The 16581-nt window shown below is 44.0% G+C and carries 19 protein-coding genes and 1 pseudogene; 16 read left to right on the forward strand and 4 right to left on the reverse strand.

Features of this window, described 5'->3' with window-relative positions:
- The 3 genes from NT111_02180 to priA form a co-directional block, all read right to left on the reverse strand.
- Positions 1 to 822, reverse strand: an 822-nt coding sequence (locus tag NT111_02180; protein MCX6804798.1) for a formyltransferase family protein, incomplete at its 3' end; no start/stop codon positions are given.
- Positions 800 to 1357 carry a peptide deformylase gene (gene def, locus NT111_02185; protein ID MCX6804799.1) on the reverse strand — a complete coding sequence of 186 codons (558 nt, stop codon included), beginning with the start codon at positions 1355 to 1357 and terminating at the stop codon, positions 800 to 802. The genes NT111_02180 and def, both read right to left, overlap by 23 nt.
- Positions 1354 to 3279 (reverse strand): primosomal protein N', encoded by a 1926-nt coding sequence (gene priA / locus NT111_02190; protein MCX6804800.1) that lies wholly within the window; start codon positions 3277 to 3279, stop codon positions 1354 to 1356. The genes def and priA overlap by 4 nt, the downstream gene beginning before the upstream one ends.
- A 65-nt stretch (positions 3280 to 3344) precedes the next feature.
- Here priA and secD point away from each other — a divergent pair, with 65 nt between their 5' ends.
- Together secD and secF are read left to right on the forward strand one after the other, a co-directional pair.
- A complete protein-coding gene (gene secD / locus NT111_02195; protein ID MCX6804801.1) occupies positions 3345 to 4640 on the forward strand; it encodes a protein translocase subunit SecD in 1296 nt (431 codons plus the stop codon).
- Positions 4637 to 5554 carry a protein translocase subunit SecF gene (gene secF, locus NT111_02200; protein ID MCX6804802.1) on the forward strand — a complete coding sequence of 306 codons (918 nt, stop codon included), beginning with the start codon at positions 4637 to 4639 and terminating at the stop codon, positions 5552 to 5554. Before secD ends, secF begins: the two co-directional genes overlap by 4 nt.
- Here secF and NT111_02205 read toward each other — a convergent pair whose 3' ends face one another.
- Complete coding sequence (locus NT111_02205) at positions 5555 to 6100, reverse strand: hypothetical protein (GenBank protein ID MCX6804803.1); 546 nt, start codon at positions 6098 to 6100, stop codon at positions 5555 to 5557.
- A 110-nt stretch (positions 6101 to 6210) separates the two neighbouring features.
- Here NT111_02205 and NT111_02210 point away from each other — a divergent pair, with 110 nt between their 5' ends.
- The 14 genes and pseudogenes from NT111_02210 to NT111_02275 all read left to right on the forward strand — a co-directional run bounded on the left by NT111_02210 (position 6211) and on the right by NT111_02275 (position 16445).
- A complete protein-coding gene (locus NT111_02210; protein MCX6804804.1) occupies positions 6211 to 6483 on the forward strand; it encodes a winged helix-turn-helix domain-containing protein in 273 nt (90 codons plus the stop codon).
- 33 nt (positions 6484 to 6516) lie between these two features.
- Positions 6517 to 6693 (forward strand): hypothetical protein, encoded by a 177-nt coding sequence (locus NT111_02215; GenBank protein ID MCX6804805.1) that lies wholly within the window; start codon positions 6517 to 6519, stop codon positions 6691 to 6693.
- A 42-nt stretch (positions 6694 to 6735) separates the two neighbouring features.
- Positions 6736 to 8418 carry a single-stranded-DNA-specific exonuclease RecJ gene (recJ, locus tag NT111_02220; protein MCX6804806.1) on the forward strand — a complete coding sequence of 561 codons (1683 nt, stop codon included), beginning with the start codon at positions 6736 to 6738 and terminating at the stop codon, positions 8416 to 8418.
- Between the two features lie 228 nt (positions 8419 to 8646).
- Positions 8647 to 9852: a histidine--tRNA ligase gene (gene hisS / locus NT111_02225; GenBank protein MCX6804807.1), complete on the forward strand. Its 1206-nt coding sequence runs from the start codon at positions 8647 to 8649 to the stop codon at positions 9850 to 9852.
- Positions 9853 to 9918: 66 nt separating this feature from the next.
- The gene (gene rpsU / locus NT111_02230) at positions 9919 to 10128 is read left to right on the forward strand and encodes a 30S ribosomal protein S21 (protein ID MCX6804808.1); all 210 of its coding nucleotides are present in this window, start codon (positions 9919 to 9921) and stop codon (positions 10126 to 10128) included.
- A gap of 1 nt (position 10129) precedes the next feature.
- Positions 10130 to 10573: a GatB/YqeY domain-containing protein gene (locus tag NT111_02235; protein MCX6804809.1), complete on the forward strand. Its 444-nt coding sequence runs from the start codon at positions 10130 to 10132 to the stop codon at positions 10571 to 10573.
- A 10-nt stretch (positions 10574 to 10583) separates the two neighbouring features.
- Positions 10584 to 11033, forward strand: coding sequence for an rRNA maturation RNase YbeY (ybeY, locus tag NT111_02240; GenBank protein ID MCX6804810.1), 450 nt, complete (start codon positions 10584 to 10586; stop codon positions 11031 to 11033).
- A complete protein-coding gene (locus NT111_02245; protein MCX6804811.1) occupies positions 11021 to 11389 on the forward strand; it encodes a diacylglycerol kinase family protein in 369 nt (122 codons plus the stop codon). The genes ybeY and NT111_02245 overlap by 13 nt, the downstream gene beginning before the upstream one ends.
- A complete protein-coding gene (locus NT111_02250) occupies positions 11386 to 11931 on the forward strand; it encodes a nucleoside monophosphate kinase (GenBank protein ID MCX6804812.1) in 546 nt (181 codons plus the stop codon). Before NT111_02245 ends, NT111_02250 begins: the two co-directional genes overlap by 4 nt.
- Complete coding sequence (gene map, locus NT111_02255; protein MCX6804813.1) at positions 11925 to 12674, forward strand: type I methionyl aminopeptidase; 750 nt, start codon at positions 11925 to 11927, stop codon at positions 12672 to 12674. Before NT111_02250 ends, map begins: the two co-directional genes overlap by 7 nt.
- Before the next feature lie 45 nt (positions 12675 to 12719).
- Positions 12720 to 13955, forward strand: coding sequence for a cell division protein FtsA (gene ftsA, locus NT111_02260; GenBank protein MCX6804814.1), 1236 nt, complete (start codon positions 12720 to 12722; stop codon positions 13953 to 13955).
- Between the two features lie 291 nt (positions 13956 to 14246).
- A pseudogene (gene ftsZ, locus NT111_02265) lies at positions 14247 to 15215 on the forward strand (cell division protein FtsZ).
- A gap of 481 nt (positions 15216 to 15696) precedes the next feature.
- Positions 15697 to 16155 (forward strand): transcriptional regulator NrdR, encoded by a 459-nt coding sequence (gene nrdR, locus NT111_02270; protein MCX6804815.1) that lies wholly within the window; start codon positions 15697 to 15699, stop codon positions 16153 to 16155.
- A gap of 23 nt (positions 16156 to 16178) precedes the next feature.
- Positions 16179 to 16445, forward strand: a complete 267-nt coding sequence (locus NT111_02275; protein MCX6804816.1) for a hypothetical protein — start codon at positions 16179 to 16181, stop codon at positions 16443 to 16445.
- The last annotated feature ends 136 nt before the right edge of the window (positions 16446 to 16581 follow it).

Consider the following 16581-nt stretch of genomic DNA (forward strand, 5'->3'; position numbering starts at 1 on the left):
GTAAAGGTGCTTGTCTATTAGTTCTAGCTTGCCAGCTGAAACAACTTTATTAGATTGCTTGGCTTCAATTACAGAAAATATTTTATTGTCGTAGCTAAAGAAACTCTTAGGCCAACCTTGGTAAGCACGAATCTCGCGCTCTATCTGCTCGGCAGGTTTAGTATAGTCTATTTGCCCATCTTGCTTGGTAGTTTTATGGGTTAGAGTTATGGAGTCGACATCCTGCTCTAGTAGCTCTAGCCCACCTTCTAGGAATAGTTTAATTGTTTCCGGCAAGAGAGCATCATTTAGCTTAGATAGCTCTAGGCGCAGCTCTATTGCGTTACTAGTGCCAATCTCTATTTGGCCCCAACTCAGAATCGGCCCATCGTCTAATCCTGGGGTGATTTTGATTATAGTAACACCCGTGCGCTTATCGCCGCTTAGTATGCTTGCCCTAATAGGGTTAGAGCCTCTGTGCCTCGGTAGAAGGCTGAAGTGGCTATTTAGTATGCCCTTTGGGAACATATCAATTGCCTCAGAAGGGATAACCATACCGAAATCTAGCACTAGTCCTATTTTGCTTTTGAAATCTGAGGCTTTTAGCTTGTCTATAAGATCTGATTTGCTGGCGGGGTTAATGACCACAATAGCGTTTTCCTCAGCCCATTGCTGAACTGCATTCTTGAATAGCCTGCCAGATGAATTAAGGGCTGGGGGCTTGGTAACGACCAATTCAATAGGATAGTAAGAATCGACTGCCCGGAGTGCTTCCAAGCTAGTCTGGCCAGTGCCAAAAAAGACAATCGACGGTCTTGGGCTAATTGCTTTTTTTGATATCATCTTTTTTGGCTTGAGCCACTGGCATTAAGGACCCGTTTTTGTCGATACTAAATAACTGCGAGGAGTCTTTGATGTGGTCTAGAAATATGACGCCGTTCATATGGTCTATTTCGTGTTGCAAAACTCTGGCGGCAAAACCCTCGACGCTAAGTCGAATTGGCGCTCCGTTAGCGTCTTGGGCTTTTATTTTGACCTTCAGAGGCCGCTTGACCCGTCCGTAAATACCCGGCACACTCAGGCAGCCTTCGATATCACTTATCATTTCGGCACTAACTTTTACTATTTCGGGGTTCACTAAAGTCGTAAACTCTTTATTTTTAGGGTCATCAAAGTCGTTACGGACAACTGTTAGCTTGAGGGGTTCGCCCACCTGGATGGCCGCCAAGGCCGCACCAAATTCGCTGTCGTGGTCCCAATCTATGGTGGTGGCGATCATATCGCTAGCCAGCTTACGAATAGAGTCGTCGACATAGCCAATTCTTTTTGATTTGGTGCGAAGTATTTTATTGGGTATGGTGACGATTTTTTTTATCATGATATTCCGAATGGGTCGAGGTTGATAGCCCAGTATGGCTCTAGCTGTGAGGCGATATCAACAAGTATTTTACGGTTGCGGCTTTTTATTATCAAGCTCCAGAGGTGCTTCTTGCCGCGAATTGAGGGGTGCGATCTGACTGGCCCCAGAATAGCTATCGATTGCTTGCCTCGAAGCTTCGCAATTAGGGCTTGGGCTTTTTGCCGGCCGAGCTCGGGACTTACAAAACCACACTCTAATTTTAACAGATACGAGTAGGGTGGGTAAGAGTATTTTTTGCGTAGAGCCAGCTCGGATTGGTAGAAGCTTTCATAGTCGTTACTGATGATTAGCTCAAAAAATTTGTTGTCGGGGTTTTTGGTCTGGATAATTACCTCGCCGCGATCTTTGCGTCGTCCGGCTCGTCCGGCCGTCTGGCTCAAAAGCTGAAAAGCTCGTTCCAGGCTGTTGTAGTCGATATTGGCTAAATCGTAGTCGGCGTCTATCATACCAACCAAATGTAGATTCTCGAGGTCCAGACCTCGGCCAATAATCTGTGTACCAATTATGATATCGACCTCATTATTGTTGATACTATCTAAAATTTTTGTAAATTCTTTTGGTTCGGCGCTGTCTCGGTCGATCCGTACAATTTTGGCTCCAGCAAATAGTTCTGCTGCTTTTTCGGCGACTGCCTTTGTACCAATACCAACCCCGCGCAAGTTGCTGCCCTTACAGCTCGGACATTTTGCGGGGGGAGCTTGTTTAAACCCACAGACATGACAAACCAAACGCATGCTGTCGGCGTGGAAGTGCAAATTGACCCCGCAGTGTGGGCACTCAAAGCCCTGGCCGCAGTCGTTACAAACAAATATCGGCGCCGTTCCGCGGCGGTTGAGGTAAAGCATCACGAGCTTGCGGTTGGACAAGGTCTCTTTTATAGCGGTAGTTAGCTGGCTTGTGAATATCTCAGATTTTTTGTCTTTTTTGATTATTTTAATATCTGGGTGCGACGAAGCAATGGCTCGTTGCTTTAGACTCAGCCGTTGAAGTTTGCCAGCATCGGCCAAAAAGCGCGTTGAAATTGAAGGCGTGGCGCTACCGAGTACGAGCTTGGCACCCGTCAGGCTAGCGAGTTTGCCAGCCACCATCTCGGCATGGTAGCGCGGCGAGGAATCTTGTTTGTAGCTCTGCTCGTGGCACTCATCTATTACGATGAGTCCTAGGCGGTGCACTGGGCTAAATAGGGCTGATCTTGGGCCCAACACCACCAAGCCAGACTCTTTAGACCTCGCACTACAATCTACCCAGAAAGACCGTCTCTCGGCCGGAGTCATGCTGGAGTGAGTGATGATTAGCTTTGAGCCAAAATGCTTTCGTGCCCGCTCAATCATTTGCTTAGTCAAAAATATTTCAGGCATGAGCATTATAGATGACCTGCCGCTGGCTAGTTGCCGGCTGATTAAGTGGAAGTATATCTCTGTCTTGCCAGAGCCCATAGCCCCTTCCAGTAAAGAAGCCTGAGTGGACTGGGTGATATCGTTAAAGGTACTTTTCTGTGGGCTAGAAAGCTGTACAATCGGCTCAGTATTATATTCAATCTTTTTGAAGGCCTTGCGAGGCCTAGTAGTTGAGTTACGAGGTATCAGCATTTGCCAGACTGTAGACGATGGAGCTACATAGTAATCTATTATCCAGTCGCCCAACTTCAGCAAATGTTCGGGTAGCGGATCGATCGGTAGTACATCGGCTATCGGCTGCACCTTAATAGGCGGCTTAGGGGCAGGAGTATTCAGAGCCCGAATGATGCCAAGCGAACTTTTACGGCCAAACTTAACCATCACAATGTTTCCAACCACTAATCCTGATGAGCTATCTGCGAGGTAGCTAAATCTGCGGTTGTCATTACCCCCGTAACCAACTACATTTACTTCTACATACATGCCTTTATTGTACATCAGATAAAAATTATTACCCTAGGAGGGGCAATATGGTTTATAATAACTACATGAAGCTAAGAACAAAGTTATATCTAATCCTTGCGCTGTTGGTAGTGTTAGTACTAATCGCATTGCCCCGCGAGGACAAATTACTTTCTGCGCTAGGAATAAAGGGCACCTCGCCAAAAATACGGCTCGGCCTAGACCTCCAGGGTGGTGCGAGCCTGACATATCAGGCCGATCTATCCAAGATCTCAAGCCAAGATAAGGCCAAGGCGATTGAAGGAGTCATAAATGTTATCAATAAGCGCGTCAACCCTAGCGGAACCTCCGAAGTTGTGGTCCAGACCTCTGGATCGGATCGGGTATCTGTCCAGCTTCCAGGCGTAAAGGATATAAATCAGGCTATTGGTATTATTGGCAAGACTGCCCAGTTGTCGTTTTTGTCAGTAGGCCCAGATAATATCCCACAAGTCACAGATATTAGCGGCAACGACCTGGATAGCGCCAACGCCGATATAGACACCCAAACAGGTCAGCCTATTGTTTCATTCCAAATTAAAAACGAGGCTATCCAGAGATTCGCAGATGTTACTAAGAAGATAAATCAGGAAGGCGGAAGACTACTTATAGTACTTGACGACCAACCACTATTTAATGGCACCGTGTCTAGCCCGATCACCGATGGGAAAGGCCAAATGCAAGGCTTTGAGGATTTGAAGGATGCCCAGAGCAAGGCCCTGCTCTTGAATGCCGGCGCCCTACCAGTCCCGATCGAGTTAGTAGAGCAACGCGCAGTAGGCGCTTCACTAGGTGCGGAATCTATCCAAAGAAGTCTTTTTGCAGGTGCCATTGGGCTGGTAGCTGTCCTAATATTCATGATTTCATATTATCGTCTGGCTGGTTTAGTGGCCAGTGGAGCCCTATTAATTTACACGCTAATTACCTTCGACATATTTAAGTTGTCCAGTCTGAGCCAAGCTCCGATAGTGCTAACTTTAGCCGGCATAGCTGGGTTTATATTGAGCATTGGAATGGCTGTAGACGCTAATATACTAATATTTGAGAGGATGAAAGAAGAGATAAGAGGCGGTAGTAGTGTAGCGGCGGGAATGGATGTGGGCTTCAAACGGGCCTGGAGCAGCATAAGAGATTCCAATGTATCAACCCTAATCACTTGCACGATTTTGTACATATCTGGAATCCCAATCATCAAGGGTTTTGCCGTCACGCTTGCTATCGGAGTAATTGTGAGTATGTTTACAGCCATAACTATTTCAAAAACATTTATGGAGGCTGTCGTAAGGACAAAAATCGGCTCCAAACCAAGCTCTTATAGAATTAAGGAGGGTAATAAAGAATGAACATAATAGGAAGAAGAAGGCTTTGGTTTGTGATATCGTTTTTATTAGTACTGCCGGGGCTAATAGCATTAGTATTGTGGGGCCTAAAGCCAGGCATCGATTTTACGGGCGGGCAAGAAATGGAAGTAGCCGGAACATCTGACCAGCCGCTACTTCGCGAGTTAGTTGGCAAGGCTGGCGTTAAGGATATCACAGTTACCACAAGTGGTAGTGATAGGTTGCTTGTAAGATATAGCGATAAGGAGGCGGGTGAGTCGGAGCTAGTCCATCAAAATGTCAAAACCATTCTCGCCCAAAGCGGTATCACCGAAACATCCTTTAGTTCGGTTGGGCCATCTGTGAGTAAGGACATCACCAGAAATGCATTATTCGGAGTAGCCCTTGCCTCGTTAGCGATACTACTCTATATCGCGTTTGCTTTTCGCAATACGCCGCCCCCAGTCAGCCCCTGGAGCTTTGGGGCTACTGCTATTGCCGCTTTGATGCATGACGCCTTATTTGTACTCGGGGCATTCGCCATACTTGGCCATTTTTTCGGCGTTCAGGTAGATGCCCTATTTGTCACAGCCATTTTGACAGTCATTGGCTTCTCTGTACACGATACCATCGTAGTATATGACAGAATCAGAGAAAACCTTCGACGGCTTAATAAGCCCTTCGACGAGGTGGTAAATATATCTATTAATGAGACACTGGCTAGATCTCTTAACACTTCTATTACAGTTATTATTGTTCTATTGGCCTTTTTCATGTTTGGCGGAGAGTCAATAAGATACTTTATATTGGCTCTTTTGATCGGTATCATATCGGGCACTTACTCTTCGATATTCAACGCATCTCCGTTACTGGTTGTATATAATAATTGGAAGATCAAAAGATCAACTCCCAAGCCAGCGCCTAAGACTCGAAAGTGATTAGTTCTGGATAATAGTTAGTAGGATTATTACCATAGCTACAAATATCAATATCCCTACTATTATCCATGTCCACACGCTTGGGTCTTTCTGGGTGGCAACGGTAGCTTCAAGATTATCCCTCTGGGATAAATCTGATCTATCGGAGCCCTCTCTAGTATTTTCAATACCATTATTGATAGTAGTTGTCTGATCTGTGACGCCAATATGGTTGTTATTAAGTGATGGGCTGACAACAGATCCACTGTCTATCAGGGTTTGATGCGGTGGTGCTAGCTCCGGTACCACTAATCTCTTCAGCATTGATTTAACTTTGTTGTTACTATAAGTTTGCTTGGTTTCGCTGGATAGCTTGGCCAGCTGACTAGGCATTACATTCATGTCTGCGGAGCTAGTATCGGCAGCCTCCACTCTAGCCAGAGAGCTACCAAGCATGGCAGAATCAGTAGCCGAATAGAACCTCTGGACATTACCGCATTCGGGACAGAGATAACCCACTAGGCTGGGCGTTGTAATTGAGTTGCATTCAGTGCAGTATCTGTTCATATATTTGTTTTATTACCTTTAAACCAATTTTAGCACATAAATCATAAGCATAATAGCTGTTGTTATTTTTACTTTTGTTAGTTATAATATAAAACAATAACTAAAATCAAATGCTACAGTATTTTATTACATCCAAAACTCGCCGCAAGATAATTACTTTGTTTAGTAAGTATCCTGATTATCGGGTACATATTAGGGGCCTAGCAAAGATTACCAGGGAGGATCCTGGCAATGTCAGTAGGGAACTGGTCAAATTAGAAAAGATTGGCTATGTTAAGTCTTTTAAAGAATCAAACACCAAGGTTTATGGTGTTAATCAAAATTTTATATTGTTTAAGGAACTCCAGGGGATGGTCTTAAAAACCTCCAATAAGAGGGCCTAATGATAAGTTAATATAAAAATAAAAGGAGATATCATGAAACAAATACAAAAATTTTTAAGCACTGTTCGCAATTTTAACTTTATCGCTAATAAGCGATCTAAATTAGATTCAACGAGTAGTTACTTGGCCTCAAAGAGGGGTGGCTATATGGAGCCTATCCCTGTTGGGTTTAAGTCTAGAACCAGCTCAGACTTCTTCTTGCAGAGATAATTATGCTTAGCAATTAGCTAAAATTAGTTATAGACTATAACTATGTCTAAAATAATATGGAATCAATCTCAGGCAATTAGCCCTACTTCATCTCAATCTGTCGCTATGGAGCTCCTATCTAAACGGGGGCTTAACTCCCATCAAATAAAGAAATTTTCACATCCAGATTATGCTAAAGACCTAGAAGACCCCTTTTCCTTGCCTGATATGAGCAAGGCTGTCTCCAGGCTGGCGAAGGCCATCGCTAATAATCAAAAAATCGCTATATACGGCGATTATGATATCGATGGCTTAAGTTCCTGCGCCATGCTAGGGGATGCCTTAACCCAAATGGGCTCTAAGCCGGAACTATATATCCCCGACAGATTTGAGGAGGGGTACGGGCTAAATAGTGGTGCCCTCGAAAAACTGAAAGCTAAAGGGATGGACTTAGTTGTAACCGTCGATTGTGGTACAACTGCGCACCAGCAGGTAAGCCTCGCCAAGAAGATCGGTCTAGATATTATTATCACCGACCATCATGAGCCAGACAATGGGGCTCCGAAAGACGCAATAGCCTGCGTTAACCCTAAGCTATTAAAGGATAGTCCACTCAAGGATTTGGCTGGTGTTGGCGTGGCATTCTATTTGGTGCGTGGACTACAGATAAAACACCCCAGCCTACTACCTAGTGGGAATGAAAAGTGGCTATTAGATCTAGTTGCACTGGGTACAATCTGCGATGTAGTTCCTCTTATCGGAGACAATAGGGTACTGGCTAAGTATGGCTTGAAGGTACTGAGGCTCTCAAAGCGAGTTGGTCTACATGCTCTAGCCGAATCCAGTGGTATGGAATTAAGCCGTGCTCACGAGGCGGACCTGGGCTTCAAGATGGGCCCACGCTTGAATGCTGCAGGCAGATTGGCGCATGCGAAGAAGGCTCTAGTATTACTAACCACCGATGACCCCGTGAAGGCTACTAAGTATGCCAATGAATTATCCGAACTTAACCGAAAAAGACAGGAAACTACCAAAAATATCTATTTTGAGGCCAACGAACAGGCTAAGAAGTACAAAAGAGACCCCATATTAGTACTATCAAGCCCAGACTGGTCTCATGGGGTGGTCGGTATTGTGGCTAGTAAAATAGCCGAGAAATGGCACAAGCCTACTATTATATTGCAGGAAATGGCAGATATATCCAAGGGCTCGGCCCGTAGCTATAACAGCTTTAGTATTGTAGACGCCATAAGATCATGTGAGGAAATTTTATTAAGTTTCGGCGGCCACAGTTTTGCTGCAGGCCTAAAACTCAGCACCGAACGAATAGAAGAACTTCGATATCGCATCGGCCGCTATGCAGTATCAAATATGGATGCAGAGAATAATTTCAAAACATTGAATATCGGCCTAAATCTTGTGGGTTCCCAAGCTTCGTTGGGCCTTTATGATTCAATAGTCGAGCTAGCCCCATTCGGTAGTGCTAATAAGAAGCCGTACTGTCACGCTAAATATGTAGTTGATCAAGTTAGGCTAGTAGGAAGCGACGCATCCCATTTACGGCTTTTATTGCGTGATGATGAAGGTAATGTACACACTGCAATTGGGTTTAGTATGGCCAGAAATTTCTCATGGTTGGAGTCGGGCCAAACAATTGAGATCGTTTTTGAGCTATCGGAAAATATTTGGCAAAATAGACGCAGCCATCAGCTAGAGATATTAGACATGCGAATTATTGAACAGTAAGATTGTTCATTTAATCTATAAATGTACTTAATATTATCTTGGTAAAGGAGTTGTAATGAGGATTAGTAGGCAATTAAGCTATTATTGATAACAGGCAATATTTGTATGATTTTTCGTAAGGCAGGGAGCTTAATAGAATTAATTAGTTCGTTTAAGTTGTTAAGGGGTCCGCTAAATTGCTCTATTAGCTGTAAATAGATACAATATATATATTATGTCAAAACCTAAATTACAAAAACCTCGCGGCATGCAGGACTTGCTGCCTTTGGATCAAAAGTCCCTGAGCCATATAAGCCTCCTATTCTTGAATCAACCGAACTCTTCAATCGTGCCGTAGGCGAACAAACTGAAGTAGTGTCCAAAGAAATGTATACTCTCCAGGACAAGTCCAATAATAGTTTAACTCTTAAGCCTGAGAGCACTGCAGGAGTGGTTAGGGCCTATATTGAAAATGGTATGGCTAGCTTACCTAAGCCAGTTAACCTATATTACATTGAGCCTCATTTTAGGTACGAAAGACCTCAATCTGGCAGGTATAGGCAGCATCACCAAATGGGGCTTGAGATATTTGGTGATCCTTACCCGTCTTGCGATGTACATGCAATCTGCCTGGGCTCTAGAGTTCTCGGAAATCTTGGGATAAAGCATACAGTAGCCATAAACAGCATTGGTTCTGCAGAGGACAGGAATAGGTATCTGGAGGTTCTTAGAAAATACTTCGAGCCCTATAAATCTGATCTACCAGAAATAAATTTGTCCCAGCTAGAGCACAACCCTCTGCGAATACTGGACACTAAAGACGAAAAGGTTAAGCGTATAGTCGAGGACGCACCACACATACTAGATTACCTCGACAAGGATTCGTCCTCGCGATTTCATAATATTCTAGAAATGCTGGAGGGCTGCGGGGTAGGTTATGAACTCAATACTAGATTAGTCAGAGGCTTGGATTATTACAACGACACTGTGTTTGAATATATTTCCGCGCGCGATGAAGCTCGGGATAGTTTGGGCGGTGGCGGAAGATACGATGGGCTGGTATCCGAGATGGGTGGGGTAGCTACCCCGGCCTTGGGATTTGGTATAGGTATGGAAAGAATCAAGATGGAGCTAGATGCTATAAAATACATCCCTAAGGAAGAAAAGCTTGAGGTTTTTGTTGTGGCAATAGGCAAGGAAGCCTCCGGCTATGCTGAAATAATTCGCGAAAAGCTACTAGACGCTGGCATAAGGGTAGATGCAAACTTCACAAAAAAGTCTATCAGCGACCAGCTAGCAATCGCCGCAAGCAAAGAGGCTATTTATGCGGTGATCGTGGGCGCTAGAGAGGCCCAGCAGAAGGAGGCCATAATAAAAGATATGCACTCAGGTAATCAACACACTGAAGGTCAAGACAGCATAGTATCTAGCCTCTTAAAAGCTCTTAAGGGTTGAATTATTCAGCCTTTTCAGTTAAAATAATACAGATTTTATATACAATAATCAAAGAAGGAGCATAATTTGCTACAGGTAACTAGAAAAGACGATGAATCGGTAGAAAATTTGATCAGGAGGTTTAACAAGAAGGTTATACAGTCTGGCATCTTGACTACTGCGCGTCAAAAAAAGCACTTCCTTAAACCAATATCTAAGACCGAAGCAAGATCAGTAGCTATACGCAAAAGGTTTCGCAAGGAACAAAAGCTTCGCGAACTGATTAAGGCTAGATAGTATGGATCTAATAGACCAGCTGGAATCTGATTTGGCTGAGGCTATGAAACTGCGCGATCAAGTTAAGACCACTACTCTTCGGTTGTTAAAAAGTGCAATGAAGAATTATCAAATTGAACTTGGGCACGACTTGACTATGCCTGAAGCTTTAGCGGTCCTACAAAAGGAAGCTAAAAAGCATCAAGAATCGATTAACCAATATCAACTGGCTAATCGAACTGACCTAGTATTAGAGGAGAAAGCCGAGCTGGATATAATAGATAATTATTTACCAGAGCAGCTCCCCAGGGCAGAAGTAGAAAAACTAGTTACAGCTGCAATTACGGAATTAAATGCTCAGTCGTTAGCCGACATGGGTAAGGTTATTGCTCTGGTCCGACAAAAGGCCGAGGGCCAGGCCGATGGTAGCATAATAGCTGAAATAGCCAAGCAAAACCTAAGCTAACTATTAATATATGAAGATATCATTTAGCCTGGAGGGTAAAAGCCCTCTTAAGCAAGCTCAAATAGAGTCTATCGAGAGAGCTATCTCTGCCTCTATGGGCGGGCCAGGCGAATATTTTATCGGCTTGTCATTCGTTAGCCAGGAGGTTATCCAAAAGATGAACAATAGTTATGCAGGGAATAATTACCCCACAGATGTTCTTAGCTTCGACTACTCTGATTCCGTCAAAGGTGGGGCAATAGGAGATATAGCTGTCTGTACACAGCTAGCCAAGGCCCAAGCAAAAGAGTATGATACTTCACTCGAAGCCGAATTAAGCCTGTTGGTTGTGCATGGCGCTCTACATATTCTAGGAGAAGACCACCAGACAAATGCCGAAATCACTAGCCTAGACCAGCTCCAGAGTGATATTATGAGTACTATGAACTATAAATATAGAGATTTCAAATGGTCTCATTAGCTAGCTTTAAATATGCAGCCAGAGGGCTTAAGGAAGTTATTAGCTCTGAGCGTAATGCCAAGATCCACCTCTTTTTTGCAGTTTTAGCGATTATTCTTTCGATTGTGCTGAGAATAGGCAAACTAGAGTTCTTATTTGTTTTCTTGTCCATAGTACTGGTGTTTTTTGCCGAGATAATTAACACTGCAATGGAGAAGTCATTGGATCTTATTAGCCAAGAGAATAATCACTTGGTTCAACAGACTAAAGACATGATGGCCGCTGCTGTGCTAGTTACAGCGATCGGTTCTTTGGTGGTTGCTGCGGCGGTTTTCGCCCCCTATATCTGGGAATTAATAATCTCGATCAAGAAATGAAGAAGCTACTTGTGGTAATAGGCTTACCCGGGTCTGGCAAGGATACCCAGATAGCCTTGTTATCTGAAAGGCGCCCCGTTGAAGTTATTAGGGTTGGAGAAATGACCCGATTAGTAGGACAGAAAGATCCTTTAGTTGCCCAGGCTTTAAAAGACGGCGATCTAGCTGATGATGATATCGTGAACTCTTTAATATTGAACCGTATCAGCAATGTAGTAGACGGTGGTTACCTGGTATCGAATGGCTTCCCTCGCAGCATCAGCCAGGCTAAGTGGCTAGATCAACTTGTCTCTGATCGAGTTTTGCAGATAGATAAAGTAATTCTAATATCCATTAGTGATAATGAGGCGCTTATTAGGCTGCGTAAACGAGGCAGGGGCGATGACGATGAAAAGACTATCAAGCACAGGGTAGCTGTGTATCATGAATTCACTGATCAAGTACTAGATTACTACAAGTCGGTTGGCAAGCTAATTATTGTGGATGGCGGCGGAAGCCCAGATGAAGTCTCGAAAATAGTATCTTCGAGGTTAGGTTGGTAGTAACTAAGATAAAATCTGCCGAAGAGGTTGATAATATGAGACAGAGCGGAAAGATACTGACTATGGTTCTAGACAAGCTTGTAGAATCGGCTAGACCAGGTGTGACACCCAAGGACCTAGATGCAATCGCCCGTAAAGAAACCAAAAGACTCGGTGGGTTGCCGGCATTTTTAGGCTACCAGGGTTTTCCCGCAACCGTTTGTGTTTCTGTAAACAATGAAATAGTCCATGCCATACCCAACCTCCGAGAGCTAAAAATGGGCGACTTAGTTGGGATAGACTATGGGGTTAGCTATCGAGGTATGATCACAGATGCAGCTCGTACTATCTCTATTGGTAAGCCCAACAAGTATTCTAAGATCCTGATTGCTGGCTGCTATGAGGCCCTCCAAGAAGCAATATCAATATTGCGAAATGGTGTTAAGGTAGGCGATGTCAGTTCCATTATCGAGAAAACTCTAGCAAAGCATGGTGTTCGCCCAATATATAGCCTTACAGGGCATGGCGTTGGGCACGAATTACATGAAGACCCTGTAATTCCTAATTATGGGACTGAAGGGTCGGGCGAGGTCTTAAAGACCGGCATGACAGTGGCTATAGAGCCAATCGCATCGACCAGCACTAATGATCTGTATTTAGCAGATGATGGCTGGACTTACATGACTAGAGACGGCTCCCTTAGTGCTCAATTTGAGAACACTCTCTTGATTACAGACGAAGGTTGTGAGGTGCTAGCTAGCTAGCTATTTGCAACTGAGGCCAATGGCCGAGTATAATAGTAATAGATTATGACAGCAAAAAATGAACAAACCTTCGTAGGCTTAGATATTGGTTCTAGCAGAGTCATCTGTGTAGTTGGTCTTTACCAGCAGGATTCTCCTACCCCTAGCATTATTGGCCTTGGGGAGTCGCCAACTTCTGGATTACGCCGTGGGTTAGTGGTTGATGTTGAGGAGACAGTGAGCTCCATAACTGCCGCCCTAGAGGGAGCAGAGAGAATGAGTGGGATAGCCATCGAGCGAGCCACGGTATCAATTGACGGACATCATATACGCAGCCTTAACTCTCGAGCAGTTATTGCTGTGTCTAGAGCTGATAGGGAAATTACCAAGGAAGAATTGGCTCGGGCAGAGCAGTCTGCGACATCGGTTCCCTTAGATGCGAACAGACAAGTACTTCAAGTGCTACCTAGAAGCTACAGTGTTGACGGCCAAAAAGGGGTTGCAGATCCCGTAGGAATGAACGGGATTAGGCTGGAGGCCGACATGCACATCATTACTGGCTCTACCCCAGCTCTGAAAAATCTTCATAATGCAGTGTTTCGGTCGGGTATTCAAATCAATAGTCAGTTAATAGTTCCCTTGGCTGCAGCCAAGACGGTGATCACAAAAAAGCAAATGGAACTCGGAGTAGTGTTAATACATATTGGGGCTGAAACTACTGGGGTCGCCGTGTACAAGGAAGGGCAGCTTTTTTACACTGCAATATTTCCATTTGGCTCTAGTAATATTACCAGAGATATTGTCTATGGGCTCAGGACAAGTATGGAGATAGCCGAAAAGGTTAAATTAAAATACGCCAAGGCCCACCGGCCTAACCAAAAGCACCAGCATAAAATAGATCTCAGTGAATTTGGCGGCAAAGGTATAGTCAACAGTTATGATCTAGATAGAATAGTATATGCTAGGTGCAATGAAATGTTTAATATAATTGCTAATCAGATCGACAAGGTAGATGCAAAAAAACAATTAGCTGCAGGGGTAGTTATTTCTGGTGGAGGAGCCAATATGGATGGCATGGTAGATTTTATATCAGAGCAACTAAAACTCCCCACAGCTATCGGCGTGTCGCATAAGTACACTGGCGTTACTGACAAAATCACTGATCCAGGCTACGCCGCAGCTATAGGGCTGATGCTACAAGACATGGATAGCCCTATAATCCCAAGTACCAACCCCCTTGAAGGAATAATTGGCAACATAGGTTCTAAGCTAAAATCAATATTTAAAAGTCTCACACCCTAATCCTGTAACTCATTTATTAAAATAGCTGGTATGCTTCATCAGACTCTTATTGCTGGTGTAATCCCGGCGCTATATTTTTAGACGAATAAATTATTAAATGTAATGAACACATTTTTTACAGGTGTAGTATTCATAAAAAAGTCGAACAAATATGTTGCATAAGCCTGATACTTTAGGTATACTAAATGTATCTTTTGTGGTGGTACGCAATTGATATGTGGTAAGGCAGAATGTATCTGGAGGGCTCGAGAAGCCTTCCCAAGCAATTATCAAATAGTGAGGATTAATATCATGGCAGAAATCTTACCCGAAATTGAAACATTTGCACGCATCAAAGTTGTTGGTGTGGGTGGCGGCGGAGGTAACGCCTTGAATAGAATGGTTCAATCCAAATTAAGAGGCATCGACTTTGTCGGTATTAACACAGACGCCCAAGCACTACATTATTCTCAGGCCAACACCAAAGTCCATATTGGTAAAGAAGCCACAAGAGGCTTGGGCGCAGGTGCTAATCCTGAGGTTGGTCGTCAGGCTGCAGAAGAGAGTGAAGAGGCTATATATAATTCTCTAAAGCACTCGGAGATGGTGTTTATTACAGCTGGCTATGGAGGAGGTACTGGTTCGGGTGCAGCCCCCGTAGTGGCCAGGATAGCCAAGGAAATAGGGGCCCTTACTGTAGCGATTGTAACCAAGCCATTTAGTTTTGAAGGGGATCGTAGGCGAAAGATAGCTGAGGCAGGAATCGAGGAGCTCCGCGACAAAGTCGATACACTTATAATTATCCCTAACGATCGCATCCTTCAACTAGTTGATCGTAAAACAACTCTGCTTGATGCTTTTGGAACTGTCGATGATGTCTTAAAACAAGGCGTCCAGGGCATAGCAGACCTTATCACCGTAAACGGCCTCGTGAATCTTGATTTCGCAGATGTTAAATCTATTATGAGCAATGCTGGGTCAGCCTTGATGGGCATCGGACAGGGCTCTGGTGATACCCGTGCCATAGACGCTGTTAAGTTCGCAATGGACTCTCCGCTGCTTGAGGTTTCTATACAAGGGGCTAAGGGCGTACTGATCAACTTTACCGGTGGCCGCGATATGGGCATGCATGAAATCGAAGAAGCAGCAAAACTAATTCACGATTCTGTCGACCCAGAAGCTAACATTATTTGGGGCACAGTTCTTGATGAAAATATGACAGGCGAAATAAGGGTCACTCTAGTTGCGACAGGGTTTGATGCAGATCGTAACTCTCATAGTCCATACATGGTTAAGTCTCATTCATCAGATAATATGGATTTAGGTAGTGACACTAGTAGCGATATTTTTGGGACCCCAGAGGCAAATTCCGACGAGGAGCAAGGTATCGGGGCATCATTATCGACGCCTTTTTTAAGATCTCACGGTTCTCGCCCCGTATTTCATGACGAACCTGAGCCTATGGTAAAGCCTACTATTGAACCCAAAGACGCTACAGAAACCACTAACGAGCAAAAACTTGAAGAAGATCTAATAGGCTTTGATTTCGAAGGTCATGAATTTGAAAAGGAATCGTCTCCTAAGGATTTTCCACAAGAACCAATTATAGAAACAATACCATCCAGCTTTGACCAAGACGATATGGACGGTGATGATATGGATCTACCATCATACAAAAGAGATGGGGTGGAGATAGATGAGCCAAAGTCGCCAGATGACGACGACATACCAAGCTTCGTAAAGAAGAAGCTCTAGCAATATAATGAAGTGTCCCGTCTGCATGAAGCAAGCTAGCCGGGTGCTAGAGTCGCGCGATGTTGAGGAATCTGGTGCTATTCGTCGAAGGAGAGAATGTACAGACTGCCTGCATCGCTTTACGACCTATGAAAGGCTGGAGGTCCCTAACTTAATGATTGTAAAGAAAAATGGAGATAGAGAGTTATTTGATCGCCATAAGTTATCCAGGGGCATTTATAAGGCGCTTGAAAAGCGCCCAGTCAAATCTGATAAAATTGAGCTTGTAATATCTGAGATTGAGCGACGCTGCCGTGGCCTCGGTAAGGTCGAGATACCCTCCAGAAAGATAGGGCAAGTTGTCATGGAGGAGCTATTATCAACAGACGATGTGGCTTATGTGCGCTTTGCCAGTGTGTATAGAAGTTTTACTACTCTTGATAGCTTCGAAAAGGAGTTGGAGAAAATCCGAAAGCTACATAGTTAGTTGTTGTGCTAAAATATACAATAATGAAAGTAATATTATTCACTAATGGAAAAATATCTAGCACCAACGACTATAAGCTGCGGCAGCTAGACGCAGTTTTTAAATCTAGTAAAATATCACTCGAGACCATCGATACCCAGACTAAGTTAGGCGGAGACATGGCTAGCAGCTATGGGATAATGGATTATCCCTCTCTCGTAATAGTGCGTGAAGATGGCGGGGTACAAGGTTTTTGGCAGGCTGATTTACCCAGCCGAGATCAGCTTAGCCAAGCTATTGGTTATCTGTAGCCAAGTTATTATTGAATCAAGCAATCGTCTCTATCCTATTCTACCTGGCAACCAAGACAGATATTGAATATCAGCAGCTATTGAAGTATAATTTAATCGTTGAAATAGCAATAAAAAGCGTCTTGCCAATTCCACC

The organism is Patescibacteria group bacterium, assembly GCA_026397045.1.
Taxonomy (GTDB): Bacteria; Patescibacteriota; Saccharimonadia; order CAILAD01; family BJGX01; genus JAPLVO01.